Genomic DNA, 11,921 nt, shown 5'->3' with positions numbered 1-11,921 from the left:
CGATGCGAAACCACGTCAAGGAAGAATTCGAGTACCGCAAGATCATCGAGTCGTCGGCGGAGATTGCGGACCTCGACTTCGAGCGGTGCTCGTTCGTCGGCGGAGTGATCATGCAGCCGGCCGACGACCCGGCCTACGGGCTGCTGGTCCGCAACGTCGCCCTGCGCAAGTGCAAGGCGGGCAACGTCGAGCTGTACGGCGTCCGGTTCGAGGACATCACGGTCGACACTCTGAGCCACCCCAAGCTCATCGAATTCGAAGCCTGCGTCTGCACCCACGTCGTTCTCCGTGGCAAGGTCGGCGCCGTCCGCTTCCGTCCGGCGATCGAGGACGATTCACGCGCGGTGCTGGCCCCCGCGGCCGCGAAACTGTACGAAGGCGTCGACTGGGCGCTGGACATCACCGAGGCCGAGTTCAGCGACGTCGAGATCTGGGACGTTCCAGGACATCTGGTGAAACGCGATCCGGAAACCCAGTTACTCGTTCACCGTTCCGCCGCCGCGGCCGCGGACATCGACTCACTGTCCGTTTATGCGCAGATCTACGTCGAACGCGCCGCGGAAGCCCCGTACGAGACGAGCGTGGTGGCGGCACCGAAGCGGTCCAAGAGCTTCCAGGAGATCCTCGACGCGTTCCACGAGCTGCGCGACCTGGGCATCGCCGAATGATCCACCTGAGTACGCTTCCGCCCATGTCCGCCCCGCGCCACGCAGGAGCCCGATGATCACCGATGTGTTCAGCGCCGGACCCGAGACCCTGCCCGGCTACCGCGCCGCGGGCTTCCCCGATCCGACGACCTTCGGCTACCGCACGGTGCGAGCCAGGGGACTGGACCCGGTAGCGCTCGCGTCACTGGACGTGCTGCTCTCCGGCGTCCCCTTCGAGACCGCCCTGGACACCGCCGGCACGTCGCCCTCGGACAACCCGAACCTGTACGAGGCCCCGGTGATCACCACCCTCAGCGAGCGAGTCGTGCGCCTCCTGCCGTCGATCGACGACAGCAGCATCGACCAGCTGGCCGCGGACTGGCAGGACACCCCGGAACTGGCCGACCGCGACTCCGCCGCGCTGAGCTCGTGGCTGCGCCAGGTGGCCGACCTGTGCCGCACCACCGTGCCGGCCGGAAACCTCCTGTTCGTCTGGAACTGTCTATGAACATCACCGTGCGCCAGTTCGAGGCCGCCCAGCGACACCGGTGGCTGCAGGCCGCCTACTACCACTACGACGTCGTCGAAACCACGCTCGACAACCCGGCGATCGCAGGCGACCCCAACATCAGCACCCCCGGCTCCGGCGACGCGGTCCCGCTGGACTACCCGGACGCGCTCGTGGGCGGCACCGACCCGATCTACGTGATCCCGGAAACCGAGATCAGCGAACGAGCCCACCTGAGCCGACCTGGGGTGACCGAGCCCGATCAGCTGATCACCTACGCCCCGGCCACCGACGAGCTCCTGGCGGAAATCTTCGAGTGACCCGCCTTGCGAGGCAGGGCCGTCTCTCCGTCAGACAGCCGGTCGAACCTCCTGGCGTCGGTGGTGCTGCTGCGGTGGTTCCGACACTGCGACCATGGCCTCGAATTCGTTGCGTGGCCTGGGAATCGCTCGGCGACTATTGCAGTTCGGACGCGCCTTCGAGCACTGCGAGGTCGCGCACCGCGTAACGGTGGTGCTCGGCTTCTTCCTTCAGCACTACCCTGAGACAGCGGCGCACGACGTACTCCTGGTCGGGATACATGTCCGCCGGCTTGCGACCGCAGACCCGGTCGAGTTCGGCAGCGGTGAGCCCGTCGACGACACGCCGCATCGCGGCCATGCGGGCGAGCCGCGGCGCGAGCACCTCGTCGAGCGTCGGGACGGCTTCAAGGGTGAGGCCGAGCCTCGCCGCGGCGTCGGGCGGGGTCCCCCCGGCGGGCAAGCCCAACGGATGGTAGGGCGCTTCCTCCTCGAGCACGGCGTTGCCGAGCCAGGCATCGCAGGCGAACAGCAGATGCCGTTGTGTCTCGACCAGCGACCACTCGCCGTCGACCTGCTCGTGCAATTTGGCCTCGGGCAACAGCTTCGCCCGTTCGAGCGTCGCGTCCCACAGGGTCTCGATGGCGTCCCAAGCGCCCCGGTAGTCCTCCGGGGAGGCCGCCTCCCGCGCCAGCATCCGCGCGGGGTGCCGCCGGTCGAGTTCAGCCTCGACGTAGGCGGTCACGTCGACGTCGTTGACGACGAGGCGCTCGAAGAAGCCACCGAGGTAGACGTCGGTGCCGTAGCAGTCGACGATCTTCAGACCGTCCACTCCGCAATCGCGGATCTCAAGGCCCGCGAGATTGCACAGATGGATACGCGCACCGCGGAACAGATCGCTCTGAACGTATTCGGAAACCATCGAAGCAGTCTGGCCCACCCGTCCTCTCCGCGCCACGTTCCGCAACGACCCTGAACAGCGCACGGCGCGGTCGAGAGAAACTGGCGCCAGGCCCAGGGCCACGGGAGACGTCGTGACCTTGATCGCGACGCCGAGGCAACCGGCGCGGGTCCGTTCAGGTCCATTGAGGACCGTTCGAGCATGTTCAGCGCGGGGTTGCTCCCAATCCGCTCTCACTCCGCGCTCCCAGGCTCGTGGCTCTGCCTGGTCTGAGGTCCGGCGTGTCCGGTGCCGTCCGGGCACCGGACACGCCGGATCCGGTCAGCAGGTCGAGTTGGCCTGGGTCAGCAGACCGAGTCGCCAGGGCAAGCTGTTGTAGTCACCACCCGCGCTGGGGTCCTTGCCCTGGTACAGGTACTGCATCCGGCACGGGCTGATGGTGAGCGTCTGGTCGGCGGTGCCACTGCGGATCATCTCGCCGTGGCTGATGTCGTTGGTCCACGCGGAGCCGCTGAAGGTGACGTTGTTCGCGCCGGCGAACGGGTTGCTCTCGCTGGCGGCCAGAGGAGTCCAGCTCCCGCTGAGCGACGACGATGTCCAGGAGCGGAAGTACCGGCCGCGGGAACCTATCGCCTCGACGAGGAGCAGGTACTGGTTCTGCCCGGCGACCTTGTACACGTTGGACGCCTCGAACAGGTTGTTGCGGTTGCTGTCCTGCAAGGCGATGACGGTGTTGGTCATGCCGTTGGGGAAGTTGGCCACGCTGGTCTGGGAGCGGTAGAGGTGGCCGTTGTCGTCGGAGGAGAACAGGTAGCAGTCGGTGGTGTCGCAGATGACCCACATGTCGACCCAGTAACCGTTGCCGATGTTCTGCTGGATGATCGTCGGCATGCTCGGGTAGAAGTTCTTGGGCGCGCTCCAGCCGTTGGGGTTGTCGATGTCGGGATTGGTCGAGAACGACGCGTTACCGGTCTGGTACACCAGGTACCAAAGCCGCTGCGGCGCGAAGTAGAACACCTCGGGCGCGGCGCGGTAGCCGGCGCCGATCGGGGTCTGGTCCAGGTAGTGGTGCGCCGCCGAGCCTGCCTGCGACCAGTCCGTGAAGCTCAGGTAGACCAGGTTGTAGCCCGAGGCGTTCGCGACGCTGGCGAACACGTGGTACTTGCCGTTGTAGTACACCACCGACGGATCCTTGAGCCCGGTGATGTTGTGGGTGGCGTCTGGCTTCGCGGCGATCAACGCGCTGCTGGAGCTCCACTGGAAACTCGATGGCAACGTTCCGCTCGTCGGCGGTGGCGAGACCGGGGAAGGTGAGGACGGGGCAGTCGAAGGCTGGACTGGTGAGGGCTGGCCGCTGGCGGGCGCGAGGCCGAACTTCTGATTGACCTGCCCGCTGCAGTCGTACAGCTGGACCTGCGCCCCGTTCGCGGTGCTCCAGACGTCAAGGCAGCGCCCGGACTGCACGCCGGTGATGGTGCCGTTGGCGTTGACGTTCCACTGCTGGTTGGTCTGGCCGTTGCAGGTGTAGATCTGGATCGCCGCGGCGTTGCCGGAGCCGGCGGCGTCCAGGCACATGGTGCCGTACACGGTCAGCTGCTTGCCGGCGGTGTAGGTCCACTGCTGGTTGACCTGATTGTTGCAGTCGTAGAGCTGTACACGGGTGCCATTGGTGCGCGACGCGTTGGGCACGTCGACACACCGGCCCGACTGAGCTCCGACGATCTGGTTGACGCCGTTGGGCGGCGGCGTGCTCGTCGACGAGCTCGTGGTCGGTGAGGTGGTTGACGAGGTGGTCGGGGCGGCGGCGTTGAGGGCGTCGAGCACCGCGGTGTACGCGGGCTTCTTGTTGCCGGCGCCGTCGAACAGCAGCGGGTTCTCGTTGGCACGCCAGGAATCGCTGTCCCGCACGCCCCAGACGCTGATGCCGACGCAGCGGGCCACGTTGAGGCAGGCCCTGGTCAGCCCGGCGTACTGCGTGGTGGAGGCATTGGTCACGTCGGCCTCGGTCAGGGCCACATCCACGCCGAGCGCGGCGAAACTCGACAGAGTGGTCTGGAAATCGCCCGGCAGCGAGCTGCCGCCGGTGAAGTGGGTCTGCAGCCCGACGCAGTCGATCGGCACGCCCCGGTTCTTGAAGTCCCGGATCATGTTGTACACGCCCTGGGTCTTCGCGTAAGACCAGTTCTCGACGTTGTAGTCGTTGTAGCACAGCTTGACCGACGGATCCGCCGTGCGGGCGGTGCGGAACGCCACCTCGATCCAGTCGTTGCCGGTGCCCTGCAGGTTCGACTGCCGGCGGTTGCCGTTCTCGTCGAACGCTTCGTTCACCACGTCCCAATAGGCAAGCTTGCCCTTGTAGTGGGCCATCACCCCGTTGATGTGGTCGATCATCGCCTGCCGCAACGTGCTGCCGGACAGGCTCTGCATCCACCCCGGTTGTTGTGAATGCCACGCCAGGGTGTGCCCACGCACCTTCATCCCTCGCTGCGTGGCCCAGTTGTAGATCTGGTCGCCGGCACCGAAGGTGAACTGCCCCCGCTGCGGCTCGGTCGCGTCGATCTTCATCTCGTTCTCGGCCGTGACCATGCCGAACTCACGCCCGGCGATCGTCGTGTAGGCCGAGTCGCCGAGTCGCCCGCCCGCGATCGCCGTACCGAAGTACCGGCCCGACTGCGCCGCCGCGGCACCGAGCGTGGTCGCCGCCGCGTCCGCCGACGGGATCAACATCACCGCCGTGGCCACCGCCACGACACTGGCCGCCCCCGCGACCAGGGCTCTGACAATGGGCGCTCGACTCCGCCAGAACCCGCCGACGCGGGTGGTGTGGCTCATCGCCATCATGGTGTCCGTTCTTGTTCAGGGCCCGAGCCGTCTGCGCCTGAACGACTGGAGCTGCTCGGTGTGCCCCCCGGATTCGGGGTGCTCATCTCATATCCTTCAGCGTCCACACCGTCGTTCTTGTCACTCCCGTGGTGTCCGCCCTGGTGAAGCGGGGGAGCTGCGGTTGAGAAAACGAGCTGCCAGGAGTCGATGCAGCCGCTGTCGGTGGCGCGGTGGACGTCCCGCACCCGCCGCCACCAGATACCGGTCGGAATCCCCGTCCGGCCGAACCGGGCCGGCGACGGTTCCGCAGCTTGTGAATACCGCCGCACCTGCACTTCGGTCGACGCAGCCGACCCTCGCGTTGGATTGGTGTGGTGATGAGAAAGCTGTCGAAGTATGAATTCCCGCGGAATTCTGGTGAATCCCGTGGATAGATGATCGCTGTGCCGGCGAACGCGGCGACGATGCCGACGAGGAGCGTCAGTCAGATCGGAATCTTCTGCGTGCCGGGAAACGATCAGTTTGACCGAGCACGCCGATGGCCAGGCCAATGATCAAGGCCTGAGGATGCGCCGAACGGCGAGGATGCCAGTCCCGAGGGGACGCTGTGCCCTGGTGCGACGCTCCGTGTCCGTACCTTCGCAATGCGTCGCGCCGATGATTGTGTCACGGTCTGCGACCCGCCGAGTCGAAATCCGTCACCCAGTGAGTCCAGTGTGGATCTTATATCTGCCGTGCCGTTCGATCCGAAAAGGACGGCACGAGGATAGATGTGAAGAGACAGTTTCTTGTGGACTGGGGGAGGGTAGCCGAACCAAGAGCCCGAGGCGCGCTGCCAGTGGGCGGGTGAGCACGTGCGTGCGCCGGAAGGAAGTGGGTCGAATGGACATTCGTGGCGCGTGGAACGATGTTGTCCACAACATCATATTGTGGGCGCCGAAGATCGTCATTTTCCTGATCATCCTGTTGGTCGGTTGGTTGATCGCGAAGGCCTTGCGCAAGTTGGTCAACGTGGTGCTGGAGCGGGTCGGCTTCGACCGCGCCGTGGAACGCGGCGGCGTCAAGAACGCACTCGCCCGGTCCAGGTACGACGCCAGTGGTCTCATCGCGACACTGGTCTACTACGCGGTGTTGCTCATCGCGCTGCAGCTGGCCTTCTCCGTGTTCGGACCGAACCCGGTCAGCAACATCCTGTCGGCCATCGTGGCGTGGCTGCCCAGGGCGATCGTGGCGGTCATCATCGTGGTCGTGGTCACGGCTGTGGCCAACGCCGTCGCCGAACTCATGCTCGGTGCGCTCAGCGGACTGAGCTACGGCAGGGTTCTGGCCAGGATGGTGCAGGCGATCATCATCGGTCTTGGTGTCATCGCCGCGCTCAACGAGATCGGTGTCGCGACCCAGGTGACGACGCCGGTTCTGATCGCCATCCTCGCCACTGTCGGTGGCGTGATCGTGATCGGTGTCGGAGGCGGTCTGCTCCGGCCGATGCAGGAGCGGTGGGATCGGTGGCTCAACCGCATGGAAGCGGAGATTCCGGCTGCCCGCGCGCACACCGAGGCGTATCAACGCGGTCGCGAAGATGCCATGCGTGACGCGGACGTCGCATTCAGCGAACGCCCACGGCACGCGGCAGCAGAGGGACGCGAGGACATGCCGCCGGTCGGGCCTCGGACGTCACCCCCGGAAGCACCGCGGCCGTAACAACCACGCGAGCTGGGCCTGCGCGCGTTCCCCAGCCGCGGACGGATCAGGACATCCAACCGGTCGGCACGACGACCACCGGGCAGCGACTTCTTCGCACCACACCGGTGTTCGCCGGGTCCGTCGCGGACTCACAACGGCATTGACCGCAAAGGAATGAACTATGAAAACAGGAGCGCGTATGGCTCTGGGGGTAGGGATCGGCTATCTCCTCGGGCGTTCGCACAAGATGCGGCTGGCACTGATGGTCGCGGCGGCCGGAGCCGCGGGCAAGCTCGGCGGATCACCGGGGGCGTTGTTGCAACGCGGTCTCAGCGCATCTCCGGAGCTGGCCAAGATGACCGACGCCATTCGCGGGGAGTTGATCGGCGCCGTCAAGGCCGCGGCGGTGACCGCGACGAGCAACCGGATCGACTCGCTGAGCGATCGGATCAAGCACCCCGGCAAGGCCCGCGACAAGGAGGCCGAACCACAGGAGGACGAAGAGGACGACGTCCGGCAGGACAACGCCACGGATCAGGAACCTGACGAGGACACCGAGGACACCGAGGAACCCGAGGCGCCGGTCAGCCGCGCACGCCGGTCACGCACGGGCCGCGGTGGTTCCCGCCAGGCCGACGAAGAGTCCGGCGAAGACACGGACGAGGACGCCGCCGACGAGCCCGAGCGACCGGTCCGGCGCACGCGCCGATCGGCCACGAGCCGCAGTGCGTCCCGCAGCACCGACGAAGAGCCCGACGAAGAGGCCGACGAAGAGCCCGACGAGGACAGCGGCGAACCCGAACAGCCGGCCAAGCGGGCGCGCCGCTCAGCGGCAAGCCGCACCACCTCTCGCCGGACCAAGGACTCCGGTTCCGAGGACGCCGGATCCGACGACAGCAAGAAGACCCCGGGGCGTCGGGCCGCGCGCTCGACGAGCGGCACGGGCCGTACGCCGGCGCGGCGCACGCGGAGGTGACACCGGATGACGAGCACGGTCAAGCGAGCAGCGAGTGGCAGCACGCCGAACGACATGCTCAGGGATTCGCTCCAGAACCTCGCTTTGGCGGTTGTCGACCGGGCGGCCGCGAAAGTCACCGACCGGGTCACCGGCGCGGCGGGCCGGATCACCGACCTCGCCCACGGCGAGGGAGGCGGACTGGCGTCCGCGCTGACGGGATCGAAGAAGTCCGGGGACAAGGGTGCGTCGACCGCGAAGCCCGGGTTGGCCCACGTGCTGGCCGATGTGGCGTCCCACGCGACGGAGGTGGTGGGCGAGCAGGTTGTCGAGCAGCTCAAAGACAAGGTCAAAGGCGTTGCCGGCGGTGTGCTGCACGCTCTGCCTCTCGGCGGCAACAACAAGCAAGGCGGCAACAAGCTCAAGCTGACCAACATCGTCGAGCAGATCGACGTGGGAGTTCCGATCCAGGTCGCCTACGACCAGTGGACGATGTTCACCGACTTCCCCAGCTTCATGAAGAAGGTCGAGAACGTCGAGCAGGAGTCCGACGAGAAGCTGGTCTGGACGGCCAAGGTCTGGTGGTCCCGGCGCACCTGGACGTCCACGATCATCGAACAGGTTCCCGACGAACGCATCGTGTGGCGCTCGGAAGGGGACAAGGGGTACGTCGACGGCGCGGTCACCTTCCACGAGTTGACGCCGGACCTCACCCGCATCCTGCTCATCCTCGAATACCACCCGCACGGACTGTTCGAGCGAACGGGCAACCTCTGGCGGGCCCAGGGCCGCCGGGCCCGGTTGGAGCTCAAGAACTTCCAGCGTCATGTCATGACGAACACGATCCTGCACGCCGACGACCTCGAAGGCTGGCGCGGCGAGATCCACGGTGGGCAGGTGGTGGATGACGACGAGTCGGACGCCTATGAGGACGACTCGGCTGTCGACGAGGACGAGCAGTGGGAGGACGAGGACGAGGACCTGTACGACGAGGACGAGGAAGCCGAGGACGAGGAAGCCGAGAACGACGAGGAATACGACGAAGACGAAGACGAAGACACTGAGGACGTTGAGGAGGAACAGGACCTGCCGAACTCGCGCAGGGCAGGACGACGAGCGGCGCGCAGGGCATAACTGGCGCCGCGAACCGACAACAGCACACGACCACGACTTCGGATCAGGAAGGAACGGCCCAGGAGATGACCACAGCCCTACAACAATCCGGAGGCGGCGGTGGATCCTCACGCGGCCTGGCCGACGCGATCGACAGCATCCTCGACAAGGGCCTCGTGCTCGACGCATACGTCGGGGTGTCGATCGTCGGCATCGAGCTGGTGACCATCAACGCACGGGTAGTCATCGCCAGTGTGGACACGTATCTGCGCTTCGCCGAGGCGACCAACCGCCTCGACCTCTCCGAGCAGCAAGGGGCCGGCATGACGGAGCTCCTGGGGAACACGACGCAGAGCGTGGCCAAGGGCAAGACCAAGGGGATGCTGGAGGCCGTGGGCGAGAAGGTGGCTGAGGCACTGCAAGACAAACGGGAAGAGTTGGAACGGCCTTCGAGACGGCGGAGGGGTGAGTGAGCGTCATGGCCGAGGACAAGGACACGGTCTGTTACGTGTACGGCATCGTGCCGGCGGACGTGGTCACCGATGAGCAGGCACGCGGAGTCGGTGGCACCCCGGTAGTCACGGTGACGCAGGGCAAGATCGCGGCATTGGCCGGAGACATTCCCCGCGACAAGCCGCTGGGCCGGCCGGACGACCTGATCGCGCACGAGCGCCTGCTGGACCTGGCCGCCGCCGAGACACCCGTGCTCCCGTTTCGTTTCGGCTCGGTCATGAGCAGCAAGGAGGCCGTCGCCGACGAACTCCTGGCTCCCTATCACGACGAGTTCCTCTCCGCGCTCACCGAGCTCGACGGGCGGCAGGAGTACGTCCTGCACGGCCGCTATGTGGAGGAGACGATCCTGCGCGAGGTGCTGTCCGAGCACGAGGAAGCGGCACGGCTGCACGAACAGCTCCGAGCGCAGGGCGAGAACGCCAGTCAGGACGAGCGCGTCGCACTCGGCGAGTTCCTCTTCAACGCCGTTGCCGCCAAGCGCGAGAAGGACTCGCACACCGTGGCAGACGCGCTCGCGCCCCTCACGGTTGCCATTGCCCCGCGTGACCCGACGCATGAAGAAGACGCAGTCAACATCGCCTTCCTCGTCGACGCCGACCACGAGCAGGACTTCCACGCCGCTGTGGCGGAGATCGCAGAGGAGTGGGCGAGCAGGGTCGAGCTGCGGGTGCTGGGACCCTTGGCCCCGTACGACTTCACTGTCTCGCGCTCCACACCGGAGGGATGACGTGGCGGCCCTGCTCTGGCTGATCTTCGGCCTGCCGTTGGCACCTGTGCGCGGGGTTGTCGCCCTCGCCGAGGTTCTGCTGGAGCAGGCCGAGGGGGAACTGCGCCTGCAGGCTCGCCGTGAACTGGAACAGCTCGAGGACAGGGTGGCCGCCGGCGAACTGTCCGAAGAGGAGGCGAGCGAGGAAGCGCAAAGGATCACGGAAAGGCTGATGAGCAGCGGCATGGGCGGATGAGGCGGAGTGGAGGTGATCGACAGTGGTGGCCGGGAAAGGTGGTGAGCGGCGTCGCGACGAGTCTTGGGGCAGCGAGGACACCGAGCCTGAGGTGTCCGCGGCGGAGGCCGCCGATGCCGCGATCCAGACGATAGGCGAACTGACCGGCAAGAACCCGATCGGGGCGACAGCGGTGAAACCCACCGAGGAAGGGTGGCTGATCGAAGTGGAAGTGGTCGAGGAGAGCCGCATTCCGTCCTCGGCCGACGTTCTCGCGCTCTACGAGGTGGACCTGGACCTCGATGCGACGCTGGTGTCCTACTCCCGCATCCGGCGGTACTCACGCGGCAGCGCGTTGAACTCGAAGCCTGGAGGTAGGCAATGACCAGCTCGAGGAACTCACGTGCCGGACTGCCGCAACCCCTGGGAAATTCCGGGGGCCACGACTCGGCCAACCTCGCCGACATCCTCGAGCGAGTCCTCGACAAAGGCGTGGTGATCGCCGGGGACATCCAGGTCAACCTGCTCGACATCGAACTGCTCACCGTCAAACTCCGCCTGGTCATCGCGTCGTTGGAAGCGGCCCGCCAGGTCGGCATCGACTGGTGGGAACACGATCCGTGGCTTTCGGGCGGCAGTGGCAAACGAGAACTCGAACAGGAGAACCAGCGGCTGCGGCAGCGGCTGGCCGACCTGGACCGGGACGCCCTGCGAGAGTTGGACGAGGGCCCCGACGATGGGTGAGCAGCACGTGGTGTGGCTGTACGCGGTCACCAGGCGACTGGACGTCGCGCGGTTTCCCGCGACGACCGGAGTGGCCCGGGAACCGGTGCGCATCGTCGAAGCCGCTGACTTGATGGCCGTCGTTGGCTCCGTCGGTGCCGGCGAGTTCGGCGAGGATGCCCTGCGGCGCAATCTCGAGGACCTCGCCTGGCTGGAAGCGACCGCGCGTGCCCACGATGCGGTGGTCGACATCGTGAACCACTTCGGCCCCACCGTGCCACTCCGCCTCGCCACCGTCTACCACGACGACGACAGCGTGCGCGCGTCGCTGGTGGCACATCGCGGCGAATTCGACACGGCACTGCGCCGCGTGACGGGACGAACCGAGTGGGGGGTCAAGGGTTACGCCGATCCCGACTCCATCGCGAACCACAGTGTCGAGGAGCAAGTCGGCGATGTCGGTGAAGGAACGGCATACCTGCTCAGGCGGCGTGCCAGGCTCTCCGCCCTGCAGGCGGCGGAATCCGAGGCCGCCGCCAAGGCCCACCGAATTCACGAGGCTCTCAGCCGGATCGCCGTCGTCGCGAAGAGACAACCGGTTCCGCACGCCGAACTTCTCCACAAACGAGCCAAGATCGTGCTCAACGGCACCTACCTGGTCGACAACGAACGAGCCGACGAGTTCGCCGACACCGTGCGGACACTCGATGATCAGCACCCCGGTATCGAACTGGATCTGACGGGTCCCTGGCCGCCGTACTCGTTCGCCGGCGTCGACCAGATGTCCCCGTGACGCCACGAAATAGAAGGGAGGC

At 66.5% G+C, this 11,921-nt stretch carries 14 protein-coding genes; 12 read left to right on the top strand and 2 right to left on the bottom strand.

Translation table 11 applies throughout. The features are described 5' to 3' along the window. The first annotated feature begins 2 nt into the window (after positions 1–2). Genes JOD27_RS40260 through JOD27_RS40250 form a run of 3 tightly spaced genes read left to right on the top strand, consistent with a single transcriptional unit; the run spans position 3 to position 1,475 of the window. A complete protein-coding gene (locus JOD27_RS40260; RefSeq protein ID WP_204767629.1) occupies positions 3–668 on the top strand; it encodes a hypothetical protein in 666 nt (221 codons plus the stop codon). A gap of 52 nt (positions 669–720) precedes the next feature. Next, positions 721–1,155: a hypothetical protein gene (locus JOD27_RS40255; RefSeq protein ID WP_204767628.1), complete on the top strand. Its 435-nt coding sequence runs from the start codon at positions 721–723 to the stop codon at positions 1,153–1,155. Continuing rightward, positions 1,152–1,475 carry a hypothetical protein gene (locus JOD27_RS40250; protein WP_204767627.1) on the top strand — a complete coding sequence of 108 codons (324 nt, stop codon included), beginning with the start codon at positions 1,152–1,154 and terminating at the stop codon, positions 1,473–1,475. The genes JOD27_RS40255 and JOD27_RS40250 overlap by 4 nt, the downstream gene beginning before the upstream one ends. 136 nt (positions 1,476–1,611) lie before the next feature. On the opposite strand, the gene JOD27_RS40245 is transcribed toward JOD27_RS40250, so the two are convergent. Continuing rightward, on the bottom strand, positions 1,612–2,376 hold the full coding sequence (locus tag JOD27_RS40245) for a DinB family protein (protein WP_204767626.1): 765 nt from the start codon (positions 2,374–2,376) through the stop codon (positions 1,612–1,614). A gap of 300 nt (positions 2,377–2,676) precedes the next feature. Then, complete coding sequence (locus JOD27_RS40240; protein WP_239571219.1) at positions 2,677–5,187, bottom strand: non-reducing end alpha-L-arabinofuranosidase family hydrolase; 2,511 nt, start codon at positions 5,185–5,187, stop codon at positions 2,677–2,679. An 873-nt stretch (positions 5,188–6,060) separates the two neighbouring features. Here JOD27_RS40240 and JOD27_RS40235 point away from each other — a divergent pair. The 9 genes from JOD27_RS40235 to JOD27_RS40195 all read left to right on the top strand — a co-directional run bounded on the left by JOD27_RS40235 (position 6,061) and on the right by JOD27_RS40195 (position 11,899). Further along, the gene (locus JOD27_RS40235; protein ID WP_204767625.1) at positions 6,061–6,879 is read left to right on the top strand and encodes a mechanosensitive ion channel family protein; all 819 of its coding nucleotides are present in this window, start codon (positions 6,061–6,063) and stop codon (positions 6,877–6,879) included. Positions 6,880–7,060: 181 nt separating this feature from the next. Beyond that, positions 7,061–7,837, top strand: a complete 777-nt coding sequence (locus JOD27_RS40230) for a hypothetical protein (protein ID WP_204767624.1) — start codon at positions 7,061–7,063, stop codon at positions 7,835–7,837. 6 nt (positions 7,838–7,843) lie between these two features. After that, a complete protein-coding gene (locus JOD27_RS40225) occupies positions 7,844–8,950 on the top strand; it encodes an SRPBCC family protein (protein WP_204767623.1) in 1,107 nt (368 codons plus the stop codon). A gap of 65 nt (positions 8,951–9,015) precedes the next feature. Further along, complete coding sequence (gene gvpJ, locus JOD27_RS40220; RefSeq protein WP_204767622.1) at positions 9,016–9,402, top strand: gas vesicle protein GvpJ; 387 nt, start codon at positions 9,016–9,018, stop codon at positions 9,400–9,402. 5 nt (positions 9,403–9,407) lie between these two features. Next, complete coding sequence (locus tag JOD27_RS40215) at positions 9,408–10,169, top strand: GvpL/GvpF family gas vesicle protein (RefSeq protein WP_204767701.1); 762 nt, start codon at positions 9,408–9,410, stop codon at positions 10,167–10,169. Position 10,170: 1 nt separating this feature from the next. After that, positions 10,171–10,404 (top strand): gas vesicle protein GvpG, encoded by a 234-nt coding sequence (locus tag JOD27_RS40210; RefSeq protein ID WP_307830608.1) that lies wholly within the window; start codon positions 10,171–10,173, stop codon positions 10,402–10,404. Between the two features lie 22 nt (positions 10,405–10,426). Then, on the top strand, positions 10,427–10,768 hold the full coding sequence (gvpO, locus tag JOD27_RS40205; RefSeq protein ID WP_307830607.1) for a gas vesicle protein GvpO: 342 nt from the start codon (positions 10,427–10,429) through the stop codon (positions 10,766–10,768). After that, entirely contained in the window at positions 10,765–11,127 is a 363-nt protein-coding gene (locus JOD27_RS40200) for a gas vesicle protein (RefSeq protein WP_204767621.1), read from the top strand. Before gvpO ends, JOD27_RS40200 begins: the two co-directional genes overlap by 4 nt. Further along, a complete protein-coding gene (locus JOD27_RS40195; protein WP_204767620.1) occupies positions 11,120–11,899 on the top strand; it encodes a GvpL/GvpF family gas vesicle protein in 780 nt (259 codons plus the stop codon). Before JOD27_RS40200 ends, JOD27_RS40195 begins: the two co-directional genes overlap by 8 nt. Positions 11,900–11,921 lie beyond the last annotated feature (22 nt).

Origin of the sequence: Lentzea nigeriaca (assembly GCF_016907955.1) — a bacterium.
Classification (GTDB): domain Bacteria; phylum Actinomycetota; class Actinomycetes; order Mycobacteriales; family Pseudonocardiaceae; genus Lentzea; species Lentzea nigeriaca.
This window is presented reverse-complemented; position numbering and strand designations above follow the sequence as displayed.